The 22,417-nt window shown below is 64.1% G+C and carries 21 protein-coding genes; 8 read left to right on the top strand and 13 right to left on the bottom strand.

Going from position 1 to position 22,417, the window contains the following annotated elements; all coding sequences use genetic code 11:
• Positions 1 to 47 precede the first annotated feature (47 nt).
• Positions 48 to 1,412, bottom strand: a complete 1,365-nt coding sequence (locus J7024_RS27600) for a replication initiation protein (RefSeq protein WP_124826797.1) — start codon at positions 1,410 to 1,412, stop codon at positions 48 to 50.
• Between the two features lie 1,821 nt (positions 1,413 to 3,233).
• On the opposite strand from J7024_RS27600, the gene J7024_RS27595 reads away from it, so the two are divergent.
• Positions 3,234 to 4,415, top strand: a complete 1,182-nt coding sequence (locus J7024_RS27595) for a DNA-binding protein (RefSeq protein ID WP_124826821.1) — start codon at positions 3,234 to 3,236, stop codon at positions 4,413 to 4,415.
• Positions 4,416 to 4,554: 139 nt separating this feature from the next.
• Here the strand turns inward: J7024_RS27595 and J7024_RS27590 are convergent, their stop codons facing one another.
• From J7024_RS27590 to J7024_RS27580, 3 genes are all read right to left on the bottom strand, one after another.
• Positions 4,555 to 5,568 (bottom strand): tyrosine-type recombinase/integrase, encoded by a 1,014-nt coding sequence (locus J7024_RS27590; RefSeq protein ID WP_124826798.1) that lies wholly within the window; start codon positions 5,566 to 5,568, stop codon positions 4,555 to 4,557.
• A 106-nt stretch (positions 5,569 to 5,674) separates the two neighbouring features.
• Positions 5,675 to 6,052, bottom strand: a complete 378-nt coding sequence (locus tag J7024_RS27585; RefSeq protein WP_124826799.1) for a DUF2471 family protein — start codon at positions 6,050 to 6,052, stop codon at positions 5,675 to 5,677.
• Positions 6,053 to 6,181: 129 nt separating this feature from the next.
• On the bottom strand, positions 6,182 to 6,793 hold the full coding sequence (locus J7024_RS27580) for a helix-turn-helix domain-containing protein (protein WP_234745624.1): 612 nt from the start codon (positions 6,791 to 6,793) through the stop codon (positions 6,182 to 6,184).
• A gap of 161 nt (positions 6,794 to 6,954) precedes the next feature.
• Here J7024_RS27580 and J7024_RS27575 point away from each other — a divergent pair, with 161 nt between their 5' ends.
• From J7024_RS27575 to J7024_RS27560, 4 genes are all read left to right on the top strand, one after another.
• Complete coding sequence (locus J7024_RS27575) at positions 6,955 to 8,154, top strand: glycine C-acetyltransferase (protein WP_124826801.1); 1,200 nt, start codon at positions 6,955 to 6,957, stop codon at positions 8,152 to 8,154.
• 13 nt (positions 8,155 to 8,167) lie between these two features.
• On the top strand, positions 8,168 to 9,196 hold the full coding sequence (tdh, locus tag J7024_RS27570) for an L-threonine 3-dehydrogenase (protein WP_124826802.1): 1,029 nt from the start codon (positions 8,168 to 8,170) through the stop codon (positions 9,194 to 9,196).
• A gap of 690 nt (positions 9,197 to 9,886) precedes the next feature.
• Positions 9,887 to 10,501 (top strand): TetR/AcrR family transcriptional regulator, encoded by a 615-nt coding sequence (locus J7024_RS27565; protein ID WP_124826803.1) that lies wholly within the window; start codon positions 9,887 to 9,889, stop codon positions 10,499 to 10,501.
• A gap of 54 nt (positions 10,502 to 10,555) precedes the next feature.
• Complete coding sequence (locus tag J7024_RS27560; RefSeq protein WP_124826804.1) at positions 10,556 to 11,035, top strand: nuclear transport factor 2 family protein; 480 nt, start codon at positions 10,556 to 10,558, stop codon at positions 11,033 to 11,035.
• A 481-nt stretch (positions 11,036 to 11,516) separates the two neighbouring features.
• On the opposite strand, the gene J7024_RS27555 is transcribed toward J7024_RS27560, so the two are convergent.
• Positions 11,517 to 12,602: a tartrate dehydrogenase gene (locus J7024_RS27555; protein WP_124826805.1), complete on the bottom strand. Its 1,086-nt coding sequence runs from the start codon at positions 12,600 to 12,602 to the stop codon at positions 11,517 to 11,519.
• A 117-nt stretch (positions 12,603 to 12,719) separates the two neighbouring features.
• Here J7024_RS27555 and J7024_RS27550 point away from each other — a divergent pair, with 117 nt between their 5' ends.
• Positions 12,720 to 13,643, top strand: coding sequence for a LysR substrate-binding domain-containing protein (locus J7024_RS27550; protein ID WP_124826806.1), 924 nt, complete (start codon positions 12,720 to 12,722; stop codon positions 13,641 to 13,643).
• Positions 13,644 to 13,792: 149 nt separating this feature from the next.
• Here J7024_RS27550 and argC read toward each other — a convergent pair whose 3' ends face one another.
• Entirely contained in the window at positions 13,793 to 14,740 is a 948-nt protein-coding gene (gene argC, locus J7024_RS27545) for an N-acetyl-gamma-glutamyl-phosphate reductase (protein WP_175750591.1), read from the bottom strand.
• A gap of 118 nt (positions 14,741 to 14,858) precedes the next feature.
• Between argC and J7024_RS27540 the strand changes: the two genes are divergently transcribed.
• Positions 14,859 to 15,743, top strand: coding sequence for a LysR family transcriptional regulator (locus J7024_RS27540; RefSeq protein ID WP_124826808.1), 885 nt, complete (start codon positions 14,859 to 14,861; stop codon positions 15,741 to 15,743).
• A gap of 148 nt (positions 15,744 to 15,891) precedes the next feature.
• Here the strand turns inward: J7024_RS27540 and J7024_RS27535 are convergent, their stop codons facing one another.
• From J7024_RS27535 to J7024_RS27520, 4 genes are all read right to left on the bottom strand, one after another.
• Positions 15,892 to 16,356 (bottom strand): hypothetical protein, encoded by a 465-nt coding sequence (locus J7024_RS27535; RefSeq protein WP_098554401.1) that lies wholly within the window; start codon positions 16,354 to 16,356, stop codon positions 15,892 to 15,894.
• A gap of 60 nt (positions 16,357 to 16,416) precedes the next feature.
• Positions 16,417 to 17,634: a patatin-like phospholipase family protein gene (locus J7024_RS27530; RefSeq protein WP_175750590.1), complete on the bottom strand. Its 1,218-nt coding sequence runs from the start codon at positions 17,632 to 17,634 to the stop codon at positions 16,417 to 16,419.
• Between the two features lie 131 nt (positions 17,635 to 17,765).
• Complete coding sequence (locus J7024_RS27525) at positions 17,766 to 18,551, bottom strand: 3-hydroxybutyrate dehydrogenase (RefSeq protein WP_199568955.1); 786 nt, start codon at positions 18,549 to 18,551, stop codon at positions 17,766 to 17,768.
• A gap of 52 nt (positions 18,552 to 18,603) precedes the next feature.
• Complete coding sequence (locus tag J7024_RS27520) at positions 18,604 to 19,344, bottom strand: acetoacetate decarboxylase (protein ID WP_096501016.1); 741 nt, start codon at positions 19,342 to 19,344, stop codon at positions 18,604 to 18,606.
• A gap of 462 nt (positions 19,345 to 19,806) precedes the next feature.
• Between J7024_RS27520 and J7024_RS27515 the strand changes: the two genes are divergently transcribed.
• Positions 19,807 to 20,388 (top strand): undecaprenyl-diphosphatase, encoded by a 582-nt coding sequence (locus tag J7024_RS27515; protein WP_124830436.1) that lies wholly within the window; start codon positions 19,807 to 19,809, stop codon positions 20,386 to 20,388.
• A 35-nt stretch (positions 20,389 to 20,423) separates the two neighbouring features.
• Here the strand turns inward: J7024_RS27515 and J7024_RS27510 are convergent, their stop codons facing one another.
• From J7024_RS27510 to J7024_RS27500, 3 genes are all read right to left on the bottom strand, one after another.
• Complete coding sequence (locus J7024_RS27510; protein WP_124830435.1) at positions 20,424 to 20,648, bottom strand: hypothetical protein; 225 nt, start codon at positions 20,646 to 20,648, stop codon at positions 20,424 to 20,426.
• A 116-nt stretch (positions 20,649 to 20,764) separates the two neighbouring features.
• Positions 20,765 to 21,586, bottom strand: coding sequence for a siderophore-interacting protein (locus J7024_RS27505; protein WP_124830434.1), 822 nt, complete (start codon positions 21,584 to 21,586; stop codon positions 20,765 to 20,767).
• A 37-nt stretch (positions 21,587 to 21,623) separates the two neighbouring features.
• Positions 21,624 to 22,334 (bottom strand): PadR family transcriptional regulator, encoded by a 711-nt coding sequence (locus J7024_RS27500; RefSeq protein ID WP_124830433.1) that lies wholly within the window; start codon positions 22,332 to 22,334, stop codon positions 21,624 to 21,626.
• Between the last annotated feature and the right edge of the window lie 83 nt (positions 22,335 to 22,417).

The following is a 22,417-nucleotide window of genomic DNA, read 5'->3' as shown; positions in this document are numbered from 1 at the left end:
GTAAGGCGGGCAGCCGGCGGCGGCCCGTCAGAGGGCCTGAGCGGGCCTCAGGCGACCCGCGATTGATTCAGGGTGAACGACAGCAGGTCGCCGTCGGTCGGCTCGCCCCAGGTCTTCTGGGCCAGCCAGTCGAAAAACGCCGTCTCGGCCAGCTTGGACTCGAGGCCGCGCTTGCGCCAGTCGTCGCGCAGGTGCGAACCCATCGTCGGCAACACCTCCGACTCGAACGACTCGCGCGCCACTTCGCGCTCGGCGTCACCCTGCTCCTCGTACAGCACCTTCGCTTCCTTGCGACGGAACGCCGCGAATTCGCTCAGCAGACGCGCCTTCAAATCGTCCGGCTGCGCCGCGACGGCCTTCGCCGACGGCGTGCCGGCCGGCAGCGCGTCGACGGACTCGACCGGCGGCGCATAACCCTTCTTCAGCGCATCCTTGAACAGTGCCGGCGCACTGCGCACCGGCGGCAGCGTCGTGCTGCGCATCCGCTGCTCGGTCATCTGCAGCGCCGCGCGAATCCGGTTTTCCTCGCTGTCCGCATAGAGCGTCTGAGCTTCCTTGAGCGGAATCCCGAGCTTCACCATCCGGTCGACCAGCGTGCTGTCGAACACGTTCGGATGCTCGTCGAGCGCGAGCATCGGCTGCTTGCGCTCGGTCACGCGGAACTGGATCTCCGCGACCCGCCGCCCTTCACGATGCTCGATCAGCTCGACGAAGATGTTGGTAACAGCGTTGACCTCGGCGATCGCCGGACGCAGATAGTCGCGCTTGAAGTACTTGTACTCGCGCTTCGCCTCGTCGCCGGCTTCCGTGTCCGGCGTGCCCGACAGAATCGGACGCCACCATTCCCACGGCTCGCGCATCGTCAGATGGCTCGGGTTCGTCAGATAGCGCACGCAGATTTCGTACAGCGCCAGACCGGCGCTGCTGCGCAACTGGCTCTGGAACTGCAGGCTCAGGCGTGCGTACTGGACCGGGTCGAGCAGCTTCTTCTTGATCTTCGGTGCGAACGAAAATTCGACCCACACGCGGCGGGTGGCCGGATCCTCAAGAATTTCGGCATCGGCGATCAGCGTCGAGATGCCCCACTTGCGGCCGGGCTTCTGGCTCGACGTGCCCGTGCTCCATTCGACCTGGACCGACACCATGCGGCGCAGGTGTTCCTTCACCAGGGCGGTGTCGTTCGAATCGAAGGCGGAGTTTGCGACGATGTCCGACAGCAGCGCGCGATAGGTATCGCCCGAGTCGTCGGCCTGCTGCGCGACGGCGAGCAGGACGTTGAACAGCTTGCGGGTCAGGAGCGTGATCTTGCCGCTCTTCGGCTGAATTGCGATCGCCTCGACGGCCTTACGCAATTCGGCTGAACTGGCACTCACCACATCCACATCGGTTTTCTTGGCGCGCTTCGTGGCCATGCGTCGGGTCGGAGGAGAAGTTTCCCGGAAGGATAGCGCCTGTGGTGATGTGCGTCCAGAACGACATACTCACCATAGCCGGTGAAGCCCGCGCGCAAAGCGGCACTCACCCCAACCGCCTCCCGAAAACGCTCACCGGTCCGAAATCAGGGCGTTCCGGACTCTTCCAGACGTGTCGCGGGATGCGCTGGTTCACAGATTTTTGCCTGTGCACGACACGTGCGGAACCGGCTCCCGTATCACCTCACCTTTCGATTTGTCGTAATTTTACGACTGCTCCGCTGTGCGCCGGTCACAGCGCCGCCATTGCGTGTCATGACATCGCTTCGACAGCCCGGCGCAAGCCTGTATGCATGTACAGGCGCGGCTGACCGGCCGATCTCGATCTCGTTCGTCATCCGGAAACACGGCCCGAAAAGCGGCTCCGAAGCGTGGAGCGGACCTGCTTCACAGGCCCGGGCGCGCATTGTACAGCGCACAGAACACGTTCGGCCCCGAAAATCCTCACCTGATCAACCCGTCATTCTGTGACCCGCACGCCGACGAATCCCCGACACACGCGGGATTGACCACGAAGATCTCCCGAAAAGCCTCACCTTATTGAAAAAAACGGTGTTACAACGGACGCAATAGCCGCTCCCGAAAAGTCTCACCGTAACCGTCTCGGTATCAAAAATCTCAATGGCGTCCGATACTTAGGCGCAACTGGCACTCCGCGGCGTCCAGCGATCTCCCCCCGAAAAACCTCACCTTTCCCGCATCGAAGCGAGTGCGACAGCTGTGTGTCGACTCCTGAAAAACCTCACCTGTGCCAAAAAGTGGCACAGAAAAAATCGGATTTCGGCCAGTCCTGGCGGGCTTTTCAGCGAATTCCTCGGGTCACGGGTCCTGAAAAGCCTCACCTTTGACCAATTTTCGGGCAAACGGTACTCCCGAAAATTCTCACCAGTGAGCATGATCGCTGGCTGTGATTTATCTCCTGAAAACCCTCACCTCAGCGGGATCCAGGCAGGAAAACCCGGATTTCCCTCCCGAAAAGCCTCACCTTTTAGGCTTCACAGGCCCCACGGGGTGCCTTTACTGTGCAAAGTAGCGGCCGGTTCCCGGAAATCCTCACAGCAAATCCGTTGCGAGTCCCGTGAAACCTCACCTTTCGGGAAAAACGCCTAAAAGATGGGCAGAATCGGGGCGGGAAGAAGGTCCCGCAAAATCTCACCTATGTCTGCACAGGCAGAAATCTGTGCGCGCAGGCATAGCACGGGTTCTGTGGCTGTGTGGCCCCGAAAAGCCTCACCTTTGGAAAAACGCGTGTTTCACTGTGATCCCGAATCCGCTCACGACCTTTCCTGCATCGGCTCACGCAGTTCCCCGAACCCCATCACTTCTGCTCCCGCAAAAGATCACCTTGATTCCCGTAAAACTTCACCTTGTCGCCCGGAAAGCCTTGCTACATAAGGCTGTGCCGTGGCGTTAACGTTTTTAACTAAGGGTTCAAAGGTGTTTACTTCTAATACTCTCAAGACATGCGTCCTCGAGTTTTCCACAGACACACCAACCCCTGAACCCCACAGGCTGCGATATCGGTTGTCATGTGAAACAAATGCCCTTTTTGAGGGCATGCAGGAAAACGCTTGTAATACAATGACTTGACGGACCTTCTTCGCTTTGTTTCACGGAATTTGAAGCATGGCTCGCCTGAATCGGCTCACAGACCCGATTTCTGTGCGAAGCGACGTAAATTCGCGACGATCAACGAAAGAAGGTATCAAAAAATACGTATTTCGTTATGATCACAACATCTCAATGTCTGTGAGCCACACCATGACGCTGGATGAAATCCGCCACGCCATCCGGGAAGAACTCGAATCGCTGCGCGCAAGCGGCGCCCGGCGCCAGGAATTGTCGCTGCATGCGTGCAAGCGCCTGTTCTTCGATCTCGGCATTCGGCCATCAGCTGCCAATGTCCGGGATCTGACCCAGACGGGCAGCGCCAGCGACATTCCGAAGGACATCGATCACTTCTGGGAACGCATTCGCTCCGCGTCCAAAGTCAGGCTCGACGGCGCGGCGATTCCAAAAGCTGTGGAGGAAAAGGCGGGCGCGTTGCTCAGTGCACTCTATGAAGAAGCGTTGAAAGCCGCACGAGAAAGCCTCGACGTCGACCGGGAACGGATTCGCGCGGATGTGACGGACGCGGAGCAACGTCTGCGCGACGCCACGGTTCGCCAGGAAACGCTCGAAGAGGCACTGGCTCGTAGCGAAGCCCGCAACGACCAGTTGCAGACGCGCGTGACCGAACTCGAAGTCCAGCTCGCGTCGCAATCGACTCACGGTTCGGCAAACGAAGCGACGCTGCTCACCACAGTCGCCCGACTGGAAAAGGAACTGGCCGCAATGGCCGGCCGCGTCGACGCCGAACAGACGCAGAACGCAGCGCTACGCGACCGCATCGATACGCTGCAGGCAGAATTGCAGCAGCGCACTGAACACTATGCGCAGCAGATCAAGGACGCGGTGGCCGAAGCCGAACGCCGCGTCAAACCGATGCTGGTCGAACTCGATTCGTTGCGCAGCATGGCATCGACCTACCAGAGCGGCCTGCGCGACGTGCAGCGCAAGGAATTCGATTTCCTTCAGCAACTGAGTTCGACCAAGGCACGCGCGGACCGGCTTGAAGAGCAGTTACGCACCCAGAGCGACGAACTGGAGCGTGCGACGCGCGATGTGAACACGCTGCGCGCGAGCCGCGGGATGAGTCCGGGGATTTCGGCGCTGATTCGGCGGCTGGCCGAAGCCGGCCAACTGGACGCAGACGCGTTTTCCGCGATCGGGACGTCGTTGGATCAGGAGATTCCGGTCCCGAACCAGTGCCCGCATTGCAATGGAGAGCCGGAGCTGTCACATGGCGACGACGGCTTCGAAGTGTCGTGTCCCGAGTGCGAACATGCGTCGGGAGCATGGCCTTCCCGATTCGAGGCTGTCGTGCGTTTCGCCCGCAGCTGAGCCGGCGGTTGCCGGTGCGGCTTCACAGGTGAGATTGTCCGGGAAGCTTGAGGTGAGGTTTTTCGGGAGCTGTGAAACAGTGAGGCTGTGCCGCACAAGGCTGCTCACGGATCATGCCACGTGAGCAGCCGGTTCCGAATCAGTGAGTTTCGTCCTGGTCGGACGCATCACCATTGGCGAGATCGTCGCGCCAGTTTTTCCATGCGCGATGCAGGCGGTTCGACGAGATCGGCCGCATGAACCCGAGCCATTTGCCGACCCGCTCGGGCGGTACGTCATGTTCGAACAGTTCGGCCGCGTAGGTGTTGCGCAGCGTTTGCGGACTCGCGCGTGCGGTGCGCGACGACGTGAGCCCGGCGGATTCGACGATCGCATCGATCGCGCGCAGCATCGTCGCCTTGTGCATCGGCCGCCCGGCATGCGACGCGGGGAACACGAGTTCGCCCGGAATTTCCTGACGCTTGCGTTCCACGAGCCATGCTTCGAGCAGCGCGATCGCGAATGACGCGAGATGGGTTTCGCGCGCGAAATCAGGATGCGTCGACTGGATCTGCAGCGACGTGCCGCTCGTATTGATGCAACTAATCGTAAGCGCGCGTGCTTCGCCTGTTTTTACGCCAGCGCCCAGAAATGCGGCAACGAGCGCGCGATCGCGCCGCTCCTTCCAGTACGCGGAACCGGACACGCCGATCGGCGAAAACAGGTAAGCCAGCAACTTCGCGCGCTCGGTCGGTGTCAGGAAACCGGTCGGCTCGTTGTCGCGAGCCTTTCGCCACGTCGCTTCGCCATCCTGAGCAATGAAGCGGGCTGGGTTGGTCGATGCGAATTCGGTACGCCGGATGTGGTCGAGCACGCGCTCGATCAACCTCAAATAGCGCATGCGTTGCGTTTTCCGGATCGGGAGCTCACCGACGAAGTGAGCGATCGACGCGGTATCGACTGTGGCGAGGTTTTTCTGATGAGCACGCAGCCAGGTGAGAAACGCGCCCCATTGTGCGCGATAGACATCGGCCGACGAGCGTCGGTAGTCCTGCATGGCAAGCCATGCGTCGAACGCGGTTTCGGGCGAGAGGATCCAGTCGGACGCACCGCGGTCGAACAGGTCTTTTTCTTCAGGCCGTACGGGAACGTCGGGGGACGTGGGAAGAGGCATGTTATTTATTCCGTTAGTTGCGTGTATGGTAGCCCTTTCCGCAACGTCGCGGGCAGTAAGCAGGATGCTGGAGCAGGCCGCCACGCCGGGCGGCCCGGCCTTGGTGTCAGTCGCCCCAAGCCTTCGACGGCCGATGAGCACGCTCGCGCAGCGACGCGTTCTGCGACGCTGCCGCTGCTTCATAGGCGAGCACCGCGAACGAGAAGACGGCGGGGAGTGCGTTCGATCGGCCGAAGTCGATTGGATCGTCCGTTTCGGGAAAGGTCATGTCCGACGGGCGTTCGAACAACTGGCGCATGCCGGCGTCATGTCGGCTGGCAAAGCCGAGATCGGCCAGCGCCTCGGCTTCGATGGCGTGCAGCAGACGCCACGACAGCGGGACGCGCTGCCGGATATAGCGCCCGGCAATATGGTGGACGATCAGTTCGAGGTCGTGCGCGGCAGCCTTGAAGCTGAGCGCGGCCAAATCTTGTTCTTCTGTCATCGCAGGCTCCTGTCGACCGAAGCAGGCGCCTCGGTGCGCCAACCCCGGCCATGCATGGCGGAATGTCCGTATACTGTACAAACATACAGTGTTTTCCGCAACTGGCCTGTCGGCCAGCTATACGCATCGTCAGCGATGAATCACGATCAGGAGTGCGCGTGCCTCGGCCTTGCCGGGGTTGCGGATGGCGTGCGGCGTGTCGGCCGGATAGCGGGCGGTGTCGCCCGTTTTCAGGCGCCGGTTTGAGTCCGAGGCTTCGATTTCCATCGCGCCCTGCAGCACGGTCAGGTGTTCGCGCGTGCCGGGTTCGTGCGCGTTCGATACGAGCGCGCCGCCGCCCGGCAGCGTCAGCTCGTACCACTCGAACTTGCCGGCCAGATCGATCGGGCCCCACACGCGCAACTGGTAGCGGCCGTCGTGGCCGGCGAGCGTCGGAATGTCGTGCGGGCCATCCACACGGATCGTCTCGGGCGCTTTCGGTTGCGAGAACAGTTCGTCGAGCGTGATGCCGAGCGCGTTCGTGAGCCGCCACGCGACCGCAATCGTCGGGTTGGCCTTGTCGCGCTCGATCTCGGAGAGCATCGATTTCGATACGCCGGCTGCGCGCGACAGGTCGTCGAGGGTGAGCTTGCGCTCGTTGCGCAGACGCTGGATCTGCTCGCCGACGCGCGGCGGCGTCACGCCCGGCTGCTGCGGTGCGGCGTCGGCACGTGTGCGGCGCGGCGCGGAGGAACTTGCCATTTGATTTCCGTTCGCTTAAAGTTGTTCGATATTTCGAATTCTAGTTCGGAATATCGGATAAATGCGGTCAACCGAACGACCGACTATAACAGTAGCAGGCCGTTGCGCTGCCGCCACGAGTGGCGCGCGACGGATTGCGAAACCCTGTCAGGAGCTTTGCGATGCGTGATGCCTTTCTCGCCCAGGTGCGTGGGACGCTCGACCAGATCCGCGCGGACGGTTTTTACAAGACCGAGCGCGAGATCGCGAGTCCCCAGGCCGCGGCCGTGCGGCTCGCCGGCGGTGCCGGCGTGCTGAATTTCTGCGCGAACAACTATCTGGGTCTGGCGAACGATCCGCGCCTGATCGCCGCGGCGCAGGCCGGTCTCGATCAGGACGGCTTCGGCATGGCGTCGGTGCGCTTCATCTGCGGCACGCAAACCGTGCACAAGCAGCTCGAAAGCGCGCTGGCCTCGTTTCTCGGCACCGAAGACAGCATCCTCTATTCGAGCTGTTTCGATGCGAACGGCGGCCTGTTCGAAACATTGCTCGACGAGAACGACGCGGTGATCAGCGACGAGCTGAATCACGCGAGCATCATCGACGGCATCCGTCTGTGCAAGGCGAAGCGGTTTCGCTACAAGAACAACGACCTGTCCGACCTCGAGGCGAAGCTCAAGGAAGCCGACGCCGCGGGCGCGCGCCACAAGCTGATCGCGACCGACGGCGTGTTCTCGATGGACGGCATCATCGCCGACCTGAAAGGCATCTGCGACCTCGCGGATCGCTATGGCGCGCTCGTGATGGTCGACGATTCGCACGCGGTCGGCTTCATCGGCGCGCATGGCCGCGGCACGCCCGAGCATTGCGGCGTCGACGGCCGCGTCGACATCATCACCGGCACGCTCGGCAAGGCGCTTGGCGGCGCATCGGGTGGCTATGTCGCGGCCCGCCGCGAGATCGTCGAACTGCTGCGTCAGCGTTCGCGCCCGTACCTGTTCTCGAACACGCTGACGCCAAGCATTGCCGCGGCGTCGCTGAAGGTGCTGGAACTGCTCGGCAGCGACGAAGGCGCGAGGCTGCGCGAGCGCGTGCGCGAGAACGGCGTGCGTTTCCGCGAACAGATGACGGCCGCGGGCTTCACGCTCGTGCCGGGTGCGCACCCGATCATCCCGGTGATGCTCGGCGACGCGCAACTCGCGACGAACATGGCTGACCGGTTGCTCGCCGAAGGCGTCTACGTGATCGGCTTCTCGTTCCCGGTCGTGCCGCGCGGTCGTGCGCGCATCCGCACGCAGATGAGTGCCGCGCATACGCCCGCACAGATCGATCAGACGGTCGCCGCGTTCGTGCGCGTCGGCAAGTCGCTCGGTATCGTCTGACGGAGGCGCGATCATGAAAGCACTGGCAAAGCTCGAACGCGGCCCGGGCCTCACGCTCACGCGCGTGAAGCGTCCCGAAGTCGGACACAACGACGTGCTGATCAAGATTCGCCGTACGGCGATCTGCGGCACCGACATCCATATCTGGAAGTGGGACGACTGGGCCCAGAAGACGATTCCCGTGCCGATGCACGTCGGACACGAATACGTCGGCGAGATCGTCGAGATGGGGCAGGAAGTGCGCGGCTTCGCGATCGGCGATCGCGTGTCCGGCGAAGGTCACATCACGTGCGGTTTCTGTCGCAACTGTCGCGCGGGTCGCCGGCATCTGTGCCGCAACACCGTCGGCGTCGGCGTGAACCGCGAGGGCGCATTCGCCGAGTATCTGGCGATTCCCGCGTTCAACGCGTTCAAGATTCCGCCGGAGATCTCCGACGATCTCGCGTCGATCTTCGATCCGTTCGGTAACGCGACGCATACGGCGCTGTCGTTCAACCTCGTCGGCGAGGACGTGCTGATCACCGGCGCGGGCCCGATCGGCGTCATGGCGGTTGCGATCGCGAAACACGTCGGTGCGCGCAACGTCGTGATCACCGACATCAACGACTACCGCCTCGAACTCGCGCGCAAGATGGGTGCGACACGCGCGGTCAACGTCGCACGCGAGTCGCTGCGCGACGTGATGGCCGACCTGCGGATGACGGAAGGCTTCGACGTCGGTCTCGAAATGTCGGGCGTGCCGAGCGCGTTCACGAGCATGCTCGAGGCGATGAATCATGGCGGCAAGGTCGCGCTGCTCGGCATCCCGCCCGCGCAGACGGCAATCGACTGGAACCAGGTGATCTTCAAGGGGCTCGAGATCAAGGGCATCTATGGTCGCGAGATGTTCGAGACCTGGTACAAGATGGTCGCGATGCTGCAAAGCGGTCTCGATTTGTCGCCGATCATCACACACCGCTTCGCGGTCGACGATTACGAGCAAGGCTTCGCCGCAATGCTGTCCGGCGAAAGCGGCAAGGTGATTCTCGACTGGACCGTCTGAGTGCCGGCGAGGCCGTCGGCGTGTTTTTCGGCCGCCCCGCTGGTGTGTGCTTGAGCGTTCGTCGAGGCCGGTCGGCTTCGACGAACGCGTAAGGTGAGAGTATTCGGGAGCTGTGGTTGCGTGCCGAACGGTGGCTCGATCGCGCTTTTGCCGCACACGTGGATGCCGAATTCAACGGCTATACCCAGTTTCCCGGCTGCGATGCGAGGACGAGCGCCTCGATTCCTCAGACCGCTTCGGTGACATGCCGTCACACATGCCCCTCACCTGTCAGGGTTACCCTTCTGTCACGCCGTTCGGTGCGTGTCTTTCTTCTTACCCTTCCGTTTTTTGTCTGCCGCGTTCACATGCATGCCTGAGCGGTTGCCCCTGGCTGGACAACCAGCTGACCAGCGTGCCGAGGTTTTAGTCGTGTTCCCATGACAACCTCGGGCGTGAGGTGAGCAACCAGAGGCGAACTCACCATTCAACCTCTCCCGCTGCATCGATCGGTGCGCCGTCTGCTATTCGATCCACTCACCGTTCAACCATCGCGGTTCGGGTTGCAGACATCCACACATCCCGACATGTCCTGAATACCGCCAGGAAGACGTCGCTCGTCACCGGAAGCATGCGACGTTCAGCCCTCTCGCCGACAGGGCCTTTCACACGGACGTTGACGAAGGAGAACGATCGTTCTACCGTAAACACATGAACACACTCGATGAACTCTCCGGAGAACCGGCCGTTCGCGACCGGCTGCTCGATGCGGCCGAGGCGCTGATCTACTCGGGCGGGATCCATGCCACGGGCGTCGATGCGATCGTGAAGCGGTCCGGCGCGGCGCGAAAGAGCTTTTATTCGCATTTCGAATCGAAAGAGGCGTTGGTCGTCGCCGCTCTCGAACGTCGCGACGCGCGCTGGATGCGCTGGTTTGTCGACGCGACGCTGGCGCGCGGCAAGTCTGCGCGCGCGCAACTACTCGGCATGTTCGACGTATTGCGCGACTGGTTTTCGCAACCCGATTTTCACGGCTGCGCGTTTCTGAATGCGTCCGGCGAGATTGCCGACGCCGACGACCCGGTGCGGGTCGTCGCACGCATGCACAAGGAGCGCTTGCTGGCGTTCGTGCGCGAGCGGTTTGACGCGTATGCCGACGAAGCCGGGATCGAGCATCGCGGGCTCGCCCGCCTCGCACGTCAATGGCTGGTACTGATCGACGGCGCGATCGGTGTGGCGCTCGTCAGCGGCGATGCCAATGCCGCGCGCGACGCGCGCGCAACCGCCGACCTGCTGCTCGACACGGTTTTCCGATCATCGAAGTAGTCCGTCCCGACGGCCGCGCTCGTGCGCGGCCAGCACCTTGAACAGGAGCATCCCATGTCCGCTTCCCCGGAAGTTCGTCCGCCCGTTCCGCCCTTCACGCTCGACACGGCGCGCCAGAAAGTACGCGCCGCGGAGGATGCGTGGAACACGCGCGATCCGCAGCGCGTGTCGCTTGCCTATACGCTGCAAAGCCGGTGGCGCAATCGCGCGGAGTTCGTGACGGGCCGCAACGAGATCGTCGGCCTGCTGCAGCGGAAATGGACGCGCGAGCTCGATTATCGGCTGATCAAGGAGCTGTGGGCGTTCGGCGGCAATCGCATCGCGGTGCGGTTCGCGTACGAATGGCATGACGATGCCGGCAACTGGTTCCGTTCATACGGAAACGAAAACTGGGAGTTCGACGAAAACGGCCTGATGGCGCATCGCCACGCGAGCATCAACGATTTGCCGATCCGTGAAGCGGACCGTTTGTACCACTGGCCGCTCGGTCGTCGTCCGGACGATCATCCCGGCCTGTCCGATCTCGGGCTGTGACAAACACGATGGTGTCGCACCCGATCGCACGTCGAGCGCGATGCCTGTGTTCAAAGGTGAGGAAATACGGGGGCAGCGCGTTGAGGTGAGCGTTTTCGGGAGAAGGCGCTTTCTGTGCCTGCGGTGTGGTGTTTTACGCGCGGCGCCTCACCGATCGATCTTCGCGTGAGGCCGTGCGATTGCGCTGACAGAAATATCGAACGCACGCGCATTCGCAAGACATGCGGTGAGGTTCGATACGGTGGGTATCCACACTCGATGCAACTCATCGCTCGACTTCAACGCGATACCCATCGCACCGATGCACCGACGCACAACCGTGCGTGTCGTCGGATCGCATTGCTCGCCGTTCGACATCGATACGCATGCACCGACACACCCGTCGGAATCGGAACAGGTGCGCGCGGCATGTCGTGTCGCTCACAGCTGAACACGACATGCGTCGACGCCCATCTAGCTGCGTATCGTCCGCAGCGATCGATCAGCCGGCGATCCGCGCCGCGATCGCCTCGCCCACTTCCTGCGTCCCTGCCTGACCGCCGAGATCGCGCGTACGCGGCCCCGTGCGCAGCAGGTCCTCGATCGCCGCGACGATCGCGTCGTGCGCTTCGCGCTCGCGTCCCGCGCCGTTGCCGAGGAAGTCGAGCATCATCGCCGCCGACCAGATCATCGCGATCGGATTCGCGACGTACTGGCCCGCGATGTCGGGCGCGGAGCCATGCACCGGTTCGAACAGCGACGGGAACGTGCGGTCCGGATTCAGGTTCGCCGACGGCGCGATTCCGATCGTGCCCGTACAGGCCGGCCCGAGGTCGGAAAGAATGTCGCCGAACAGGTTCGATGCAACGACCACGTCGAAGCGGTCCGGCTGCAGCACGAAGCGTGCGCACAGGATGTCGATGTGCTGCTTGTCGACGACGATCTCGGGATAGCGTTCGGCCATCTCGGCCGCGCGTGCGTCCCACCACGGCATGCTGATCGCGATGCCGTTGCTCTTCGTCGCGACGGTCAGGCGCTTCGCCCGGCGCTGCGCGAGATCGAACGCGAACTTCAGCACGCGCTCGGTGCCGTGACGCGTGAAGATCGATTGCTGCATCACCACTTCACGCTCGGTGCCTTCGAACATCGTGCCGCCGACCGACGAATATTCGCCCTCGGTGTTCTCGCGCACGATCATGAAGTCGATGTCGCCGGCCTTGCGGCCGGCGAGCGGCGACGGCACGCCATCGAACAGGCGCGCGGGCCGCAGGTTGATGTACTGGTCGAATTCGCGGCGGAATTTCAGCAGCGAACCCCACAGCGAAATGTGATCGGGCACCGTCGCGGGCCAGCCGACCGCGCCGAACAGGATCGCGTCCATCCGCGACAACCGGGCTTTCCAGTCGTCCGGCATCATCTTGCCGTGCTGCGCGTAGTATTCGCAGCTCGCCCAGTCGATCTGCTCGAACTCGAAGCGGATGCCGAAGCGCGCCGTGACGGCGTCCAGCGCGCGCAGCCCCTCGGGCATCACTTCACGGCCGATGCCGTCCCCGGGAATCACGGCAATCCTGTAGGTCCTGTCGCTCATGCAAGTCTCCTTGGCTGGTCGGGCCGCTGGCAGCATGCACAGCGGAACATGACGCCATTTTATTTATTTCCATTCGGATTAAAATCCAGCGAAAGGTTAATCGACTTTCCACGAATCGTGAATAAATCACCGAATCTCGACGACCTGCGCGTGTTCAGCCTGGTCGTCCGTCTGACGAGCTTCAGCGCGGCCGCCGAGCAACTCGCGGTGTCGCCCGCCTATGTCAGCAAACGCATCGCGCTGCTCGAGGCGCAACTCGGCACGCGGCTGCTGCATCGGTCGACGCGTCGCGTGACGGTCACGGAAGCCGGCGAGCGCGTGTTCGCGCGCGCCGAGAAGATTCTCGACGACGTCGATCATCTCGTCGAAGACGTGTCCACCACGCGCACGGTGCCGCGCGGCACGCTGCGCATCTCGAGCAGCTTCGGCTTCGGCCGGCATGTCGTTGCGCCGGCGCTGCTCGATTTCTCCGCGCGCTACCCGCAGTTGAACGTGCGGCTCGATCTGTTCGACCGGCTCGTCGACGTCGCGGGCGAAGGTTATGACCTCGACGTGCGCATCGGCGACGAGATCGCCGATCACCTGATCGCGCGCCGCCTCGCGGCGAACTATCGTGTGCTGTGCGCGTCGCCCGACTATCTCGCGCGACGCGGCACGCCGCGCTCGCTCGCGGATCTCGCATCGCACGACTGTCTCGCGATCAAGGAGCGCGACCATCCGTTCGGTGTCTGGCGGCTGAACCTGCGCGGCGAAACGGCAACCGTGAAGGTCGGCGGCGCGCTGTCGACGAACCATGGTGAGGTGGCCGTGCAATGGGCGCTGGCCGGGCGCGGGATCGTGTTGCGCTCGATCTGGGAAGCGGGGCCGCTGATCGAACGCGGTGCGTTGTGCCGCGTGCTGCCGGAAGCGCACCAGCCGGCGAACATCTGGGCCGTGTATCCGGAACGCGTCGCGGCGTCGGCGAAGGTGCGCGTGTGCGTCGATTTTCTGGCCGAGACGTTCGCCGGCCTGAATGCCGAGGCGAACGACGATGCGGGCTGAAATCGGCCAAAGGTGAGCTTTTACGGGGGCAGGATTCGGGCACTGGTTGACGCGCGCTTACGGTTCGCAACAGCGTCGTGAGCCGTAAACGCGATGGCGCTGCCGATCTGCTTGCCGAGGGCCGGCTCGCGACGAGGTCTACAGGCGACCTACGCCGCTTCCGCCACGCTCGTCGCGCCGAGCATCAGATCGAGATTCTGCACGGCCGCGCCGGATGCGCCTTTGCCGAGATTGTCGAACACGGCGGAAAGGAGCACTTGACCGTGCTCGTCGTTGACGAACACGCTGAGCCGCAGGTTGTTCGTACCGTTCAGCGCCTCGGGATCGAGATGCGTGATCGTGCGCGAGTCCGCGAGCGGCGTGACCTCGACATGGCGCGCGCCGGCGTAATGGTGCGCGAGACATGCGTGCAGCAACCCACCGGTCGTGCCGGCCGGGAGAAGGCGCAGGTCGATCGGCACGGTCAGTACGATGCCTTGCCGATAGGCGCCATAAGCCGGCACGAACAGCGGACGGTGCGCGAGCCCGGCATGCAGCTGGATCTCGGGCACGTGCTTGTGCGCGAGCGCGAGGCCATAGACTTGCAGCGGTTTCGCGCGAGCCGCACCGTTCGACTCGAATGCGTCGACGGCACTGCGCCCGCCGCCCGAGTATCCGGACACGGCATGGATGCTCACCGGGTAGTCGCGCGGCAGCAGGCCAGCCTGTTGCAGCGGCCGAAGCAGGCCGATCGCACCCGTCGGATAGCAGCCCGGATTGGTGACGCGTCGTGCACGTGCGATCTTCCGCGCGTGCCCCTCGACCATCTCTGGAAGGCCGTAGACCCATTCCGGATCGGTGCGGTGGGCCGAGCTCGCGTCGATCACGCGTACCGCCGGATTCCGGATGAATCCGACTGCTTCGCGCGCGGCGGCGTCGGGCAGGCACAGAATCGCGATGTCGGATGCGTTGATCGCTTCGGCGCGCCGCGCGGGGTCCTTGCGTTCCGCGTTCGGCAGCGTGACGAGCTGCAGGTCGGTGCGATCGCGCAGGCGCTCGTGGATCTGCAATCCGGTCGTACCTTGATCGCCGTCGATGTAGACAGTGGGGAAGCTCATGATGGTCGCGCTCCTTGCTTCGGACGTCGGGAAAACCGTATCGTCCGTCGAACGCATAGAATAGGAAAAGTTGAATTTCCTGATTGCCGGATTCAGTTTTCCTGAACGAGAGGTGGAGATGCGCGAGATCAGCCTGGACCGGCTGCGTACGCTGGTCGCAATCGCCGACCAGGGATCCTTCGTGGCCGCGGCTCAATTGCTTCATCTCGCACCGCCGACCGTCAGTCTTCACGTCGCCGAACTCGAAAGCCGCATTGGCGCGCCGTTGCTGTCCCGTACGCGCGGCAACGTGCGGCCGTCGACCATCGGTGAAGTGCTGGTGGAGCGGGCGCGCCGTTTGCTGGCCGAGGTCGAGTCGACACTCGACGACGTGCAGCGGCAGGTGCAGGGGCTGACCGGACGGGTGCGTCTCGGCGCTTCGACCGGAGCGATCGCCCATCTGTTGCCGCAGGCGGTGGCCAGGTTGCGCGAGCAGCATCCGGACATCGATGTTCAGATCGCGGTGCTCACGTCGTCCGACACGCTGGCGCGCATTGCGCAGGGCACGCTCGACGTCGGGCTGGTTGCGCTGCCGCAGCAGGCGGTCGCGGGGCTGTCGATCCGCGCGTGGCGGCGCGATCCGGTGCTGGCCTTTCTGCCCGCGGACTGGCCGCTCCCGGCGCGTGTGACGCCGGCCTATCTGGCTGCGCGTCCGCTGATTCTCAACGATGCGACCACGCGCCTGTCGCGGCTCACGACCGAATGGTTCGCGCTCGGCGGCCATCGGCCCGAACCGCGCATCGAACTCAACTACAACGATGCGATCAAGAGCCTGGTTGCCGCGGGTTACGGCGCGACGCTGCTGCCGCACGAGGCGGGTGCCCCGCTGCCCGATGCACGGATCGTGATGCGGCCGTTGCGTCCGGCGTTGTGGCGCGAGCTGGGCATCGCGCATCGGGCCGGGCCGGTCGAGCGACCGACGCAACACGTGCTCGACGCTTTGTGGGCGCTCGGCGCGCGATAGGGAACGGTGGTGCGGGTGAGGCGGGGGGCGCTCGCCATCGTGCGCGAGCGGGGTATCGTTGGGCGGAACGTGCGCCGCAGGTGGGGAGCGGCGCGACACAGCAAGCATCGCGCGGGGCCGTGCCGGCCCGGCCCGCTGCCGCAGTCCGTTACAGCCGGTTGTCCTTCGCGAGCATCAGCACGCGCGCCCAGCGCTGCGCGTCGCGCTTGTCCATCATCGGCAGTTTCCATTCGCCGCGTACGCCATCGCGCACGCGCACGACGAGATGCCAGCGGCCGTCGATCGGCGCGGCCTCGCAGCCGTCGAGTTGCGACAGCGTATAGCGGCCGTCCGCGCCGTCATGCGACAGCCACAGCAACCCCTGCGTCGCGGACACGCGCAACTCGCCCCACGCGCGATGCACGATGTGGGTCCAGCCTTGTTCTTTCGTGTTCGGTGCGATGTCGCGGCGGCGTTTGATCCACCACGCGATCAGCGCGATCAGGATCGCGGCGGCGAGCACGGCGGCCGCGATCGCGACCGGCTGGCCGAACTGCGCGGCGATGACGTGAAACAGGTGAACGGCGCCCCATCCCAGGGCGATGAGCGCGAATAGCGCAATGAAAATCGGCATGTCGAATCGGTAAGAAAGACGGCCTGGCGCATCCATCGCGCCGGGCCGTCGCATACGGCATTACCGGCGGCGGTGAATGTCGTGCGTAACGAAACCCGCATCGTTGACGGGCAGCGCGAGGCCGTCCTTCACTGCGAGCGTCTTGCGGATGTCGTCGAGACCTGCGGACCAGTGGTCGCGCATCGTCGACAGACCGAACTGATAGTCCTTGTAGTGGTGCTCGTACGCCTTCTGCTGATAGATCAGGTGCTGGATGTTGTACTTCTTCCCGCTCGACATCGAGTCAGCCTCGATGCACCACGGGTCGTTCTTGCGCTGCTCTTCCGGCACCTGATCGAGCACGTGACGCAGCACGTTGCGGTAGCGCTGTTCGCGCTGCAGCGTGTCGGTGACGAAACGCGTGCGGCTCGAATACTGCACGTCCTTCGTGCGTTCCGCGACGTCGGCCATCGTACGCGGCAGCGGCCCGCGCGCGCTCCACAGATCGACCTGGAACGCGAGCGTGTCGCGGCGCGGACGCGCGCGCAGCACTTCCATCAGCGGCGTGTTCGACACGACGCCGCCGTCCCAGTAATACTCGCCATCGATCTCGACCGGCGGGAACGCGGGCGGCAGCGCGCCGGACGCCATGAAGTGCTCGGGCGCGAGGCGAACGCGCGAATTGTCGAAGTACACGAAGTTGCCGGTGCCGACGTTGACCGCGCCGACCGACACACGCGTCTCGCCCGAGTTGATACGGTCGAAATCGCACAGCTTGAGCAGCGTCGCGCGCAACGCCGACGTGTCGTACCAGCTGATCTTTTCCGGATGATCGGCCACGCCCGGCAGCGGCGGCGGGAAACGCGGCACGAAGAAGCCTTGCTGGCCCTGCATCATCGCGCTCGCGGCCTGCGACGCGGTGAAGAACGTGCGGACCTGGTCGATGCTGTTGAACAGCGCGAATTCGAACGCGGCCGGAATCGCGGGAAAGAACGCCGGCTGGCAGATCGTTTCCCAGAATTCGCGCAGCCGCTCGACGCGATGTTCGGGGGCATTGCCCGCGATCAGCGCGGTGTTGAGCGCGCCGATCGAGATGCCGGCGATCCAGTCGAGGGGAATGCCCGCCTCGTGCAGACCTTCGAACACGCCGGCCTGATACGCGCCGAGCGCGCCGCCGCCTTGCAGGACGAGCGCGATCGTTTCGTACGGCAGCGACCGCGCAGCGGCCGGCGCGCCGGCTTCGTGATGCAGGTCCGCCGCATCGACGGCCTGCTTTTCTGTACGCGCGTGCGGTTTCATCAGTGACTCCGAGAAATCCCGCCGTGGATGGCGGAGAGGAAGGGAGTGGCGCCGACCGACGGCACTCCGCGTTCCATCGTGACAATGAGCGGTGATGCGGGAGTCGCCTCCCGTCCGGGAGGCGGGGGGCGTTACTGCATGAACCAGCCGTGGCTGACGACGAACGACTGGCCGGTGAGCGCGGCGCTCGGGAAGGCCGACAGGAACAGCACCGTTTGCGCGACGTCCTGCACCGTCGTGAACACGCCGTCGACCGTGTTGCCCAGCATCACCTTCTTGATGACTTCCTCTTCGCTGATCCCGAGTTCCTTCGCCTGCTCCGGAATCTGCTTGTCGACCAGCGGCGTGCGCACGAAGCCCGGACACACCACGTGCGAGCGCACGTTATGCTTCGCGCCTTCCTTCGCCAGCACGCGTGCCAGTCCGAGCAGGCCGTGCTTGGCCGTCACGTACGCCGACTTCAGCGGCGACGCTTCGTGCGAGTGCACCGAACCCATGTAGATCACGACGCCGCCGCGATCGTCCTTGTACATGTGCTTGAGCGCGGCCTTGGTCGTCAGGAACGCGCCGTCAACGTGGATCGCCTGCATCTTCTTCCAGTCGGCGAACGAGTAGTTCTCGATCGGGTTGACGATCTGGATGCCTGCGTTCGACACCAGGATGTCGACCGAGCCGAACGCCTCGGCCACCTTGTCGATGCCGCTGTTGACCGCGTCCTCGTTGGTCACGTCCATCGCGACGCCGATCGCCTTGCCGCCTGCCTTGTTGATCTCGTCGGCAACCGCGTTTGCGCCGTCCTGGTTCAGGTCGGCGATCGCGACGGCCGCACCCGCTTTCGCGAGTTCGAGTGCGATTTCCTTGCCGATGCCGCTTGCGGCGCCCGTGACGACTGCGGTCTTGCCATTCAGGTTGCTCATTTCGAATTTCCCGTGGTGAAAGGATTGACAGGGAGAAAAGACTGCGGACGTGTTACTGAGCCAGGTAATCGTAGACGACTTCGCCCAGGCCGAGTGTCAAATCTGCTACGAGGTGGCGTGCCTCGACGATCTCGAGGACCGGCAGATCGGCCACCGGCGCGAGCGCGTGCGGCGCCAGTTCGAGCGATGCGGGGCCCGTCCACGCGCCCTTCATCTTGATGTCCTGCATGTAGTAGCGCACCAGTTCGCACACACGTGCGGTGCCGTCGACGTGCGGGATGATCTTCAGCAGGAAGTTCGGGCCGGCGAGCCGCTTCAGCTGCTCGTCGATGTCGAGTTCCTTGTGCTTGTAGCCCATCGTGCCGGTCGCGACGCGAACCTTGCCGTAGTCGAGCGTGCCCAGGATGTGATCGGTGTTCACGTGCAGCGTGGGCGATGCGAGCTTCTTCGGGAAACCCCACAGTTCGCGGCCGCCGGCGATCGGCGGGTGATCGTCGAGATACATCGCGAGCGTGTAGCCGCCGGCCTGACCGTTGTATTCGACGGGGATCACCTGGCCGCTTTCGGTGTAGTCGCCGAAGCCGGTCGAATCGGCCATGCGAATGAATTCGTAATGAACGAGCGGCTCGGTGATCTGCAGCGGCTCGGGGACAATTTCACGGAGACGATCCGGATCGGTGCGATACGTGATGATCAGAAACTCACGATCGACGAAACGGTACGGGCCCATCGGGAACGCGGGGCTGGTCAACGGCATCGCAAACGCTTTCGATCGGACATCGCTGGGTTTCATGCGGACTCCTTGTTGTTGATCGCTTCGTGGATGAGTGGTCGTAATCGTATGCCTGTGCGTTGCCGTTGTGCGATGCCGCATCTGGAATTAATTGTTGCCGATTTCGACGTATCAGCGATGTAAATATTGAGGCGAGCGACACAAACGGCGCGAATTGCGCCCGGCGGCCCGATATTCGCATGCGTCAGTGACGCCACGATGTGAAAAAGGTGAGGTTTTACGGGATGGGTGGTGAGGTTTTACGGGAGAAGGTCGCGCGAGAATGTGACAATTGTGTGAACTTGTGTTGCAGTGCAGGCTCTAAGTGCGTTCGCCGCGGCGAACCGGCCACGGTTCAGGCGACCCGAGTACCGGCGCAGGTCGCCCGGCGCACTAAGCACCACTTAAGCGAGTGAGCACTAGCATCGTTCGCATCCGACCGGCACGACCGGTCCCCCACTCACGTTTCACGCAACCGGATTCATGCAGAACCTCAATCTCACCCTGTTTTCCGCCATCAATGCAGGCGCCGTGCCGAACCACGGCGTGGCCCGCCTCGCGATCTTCGCCGCCGACTGGCTCGTCTATGCGCTGCCCGTCATGCTGTTGCTGACCTGGATTTTCGGCGAGCGGCCGACGCGGCGTCAGGCGATCGAAGCCGGCGTTGGCACTTGCCTGGCGCTCCTGCTCGCGCAGGTGATCGGGCATTTCTGGTTCTCCCCGCGGCCGTTCATGGCCGGCGTCGGCGCGCAACTGATTCCGCATTCGCCGGACAGTTCGTTTCCGAGCGATCACATGACGTTCGCATGGAGCCTCGCGGTCGGCATGCTGCTCGCCGGTACGACACGGCTGACCGGGTTCGTGATGGTCGCGATGGCCGTGGCGATCGCATGGGGCCGCGTATATGCCGGCGTGCACTGGCCGTTCGACATGGCGGGCGGCGTGCTGGTCGGCACGGCCGGTGCGCTGGCCGCGCACCTGTACGGGCAACGTGTGGTCGAGCCGATCGAACGGATCGGCGACGCGGTGCACGCAGTCATGATGGGGCGCGAGCGCGCGCCGTAAGCGGGAAGAGCAGGAGAAGTACGGGCCGGACGCCGTCAGCCGGGCGTCTTGGCCGATTCGGCCGAAGCGGACGTGCCGCCGCCCGCATCGTGCAGTTCGGGCGTCTCGCCCGGGTGTTGCGCGGCGTCGCGTTCGAGCGAGCTTTCCTTCAAGATCGCGCACATCGCGACGAACAGCGCGAGAACGACAGCGGCCAGGCCGCAATATCCGGCGATCTTCAGGTTGCGAAGGAACGGCGACGCGTGGCTTTCTTTTGTCATGACCGGGCGCTCCTGTACGGGCTGCGGCGGCTGTCGTCCGACAGCGGCGTCGCAGACATACATATATACCAGCCGCGCCGCCGATGCCAACCCCGCCGGCGCGCGCCCTTTCGCGGTCAGTCTTCCAGCGTCTCGTGCACGGCCGCCGCGCCACGCTTCCAGTATGCCGCCGCGCGGATTCGCGACTTGTGGACCCCGCGCTCGCCGGTCAGGTGCAGGCGCACCGCGCGCATCGACTGCGCTTCGCCGGCCGCCCACACGTAACCCTCGCCGGACGGCGGCAGCGGCAGTTCGCGCACGGCGTTCAGCAGCACGTCTTCGTCCGCTGCATCCGCTTCGGCGCGAAAGCGCCAGATTTCATGCACGTCGGCGCGCGTATCGAACGCGATCTGCGCGGTGCGGTCCGCGACTTCCAGCACCACTGCTGCACGCGAGCCGGCCGGCAATTGCTCGAGACGCCGTGCGATCGCCGGCAGCGCCGTATCGTCACCGATCAGCAGATGCCAGTCGAAATCGATCGGGACCACGAACGACCCGCGCGGGCCGCCGATACCGAGCCACTGGCCGACGCGTGCCTGCGCGGCCCACTGCGATGCGGGGCCCGGATGGTTCAGCACGAATTCCAGATCCAGTTCGCAGGCGGCGCGGTCGAAGCGGCGCGGCGTGAAGTCGCGCGCGATGGGCTTCGGTTCGCCCTCCGGAAATTCCGGGCCGTTCGCGCCGAGCGTCGGCAGCGCCGGCCGATCGGCGCCGGGCGGCGGGAAAAACACCTTCACGTGATCGTCGAACGACGACGATTCGAAATCTGCGAGATCGGGGCCGCCGAGCGTGACGCGCAGCAAGTGGGGCGTCACGGCGTGCACGCGCACGACCTGCAGCAGGCGGAACTTGAGGGTATGGCGCACGCGGGTGACGGCGCGTTCTGAGGTGTTTTGCATCAATCCGTTTTCCTATGGTTTGACGGGGCGGCGCGGCTTATGCGCCGGTGCCGCCTTCGATTTCGGCCGTCGCGCGGCGCATGATGGCCGCGATGCGACGCTGTTCGTCGGCATCGGCGGCGCTCTTGTGCAGCAGCGCGCGCTTCAGGGCGAGCCGGGCTTCGACGAACTCCGGCAGCCAGCCGGGCTGTGCTTCGTCCGGTGCTTCGCTGCCCGCCGCTTCGCCGGCGAAGGCGCGGCGCATGAATTCCATCTTGCGCGCGAGATGCGTGAGGCGCGCGAACAGGGTGTCGACGCGTTCGCGCTGCGCATCGAGATGCGCGCGGCCGGCGTCGGTGAGGGCGTAGCACTTGCGGTTGCCTTCCGCCTGCGACGCGACGAAGCCGACTTCCTCGAGATACGTGAGTGCCGGATACACCATGCCGGGGCTCGGGCTGTAGAAGCCGTTCGAACGTGTGTCGAGCGCCTTGATGAGCTCGTAGCCATGGCTCGGCTGCTCGGCGACGAGCGCGAGCAGCAGCAGTTGGAGATCGTCGGAGCTGAACTGGCGGCCGCGCGGCATGCCGTCGTCGCCGAAATCGCCAAAGCCGCCGCGTCCGCCACGGCCGCCGAACGGGCCGCCACCGAACGGATCGTGGCCGCGCCGATGGCGGCCGATCGCGTGCCAGAGACCGGCGAACCATTCAGGGCCGGCATGCGCACCATGACCGTCGCATCGGGCATGGCCGCGGGAGGGGTTGTGTCGCATGATCGTGTCCTATATGTCGAAAAACATATCTAAAGATATGTATCGAAAGATAGAGTGTCAAGGGGGATTATTTGGGGGGCGAT

This window comes from Burkholderia sp. WTPI3 (assembly GCF_021483755.1).
In the GTDB taxonomy this organism is placed as follows: domain Bacteria; phylum Pseudomonadota; class Gammaproteobacteria; order Burkholderiales; family Burkholderiaceae; genus Burkholderia.
Note: the sequence above shows the minus strand (reverse complement) of the source record. Positions and strands in the feature narration are given on the sequence as shown.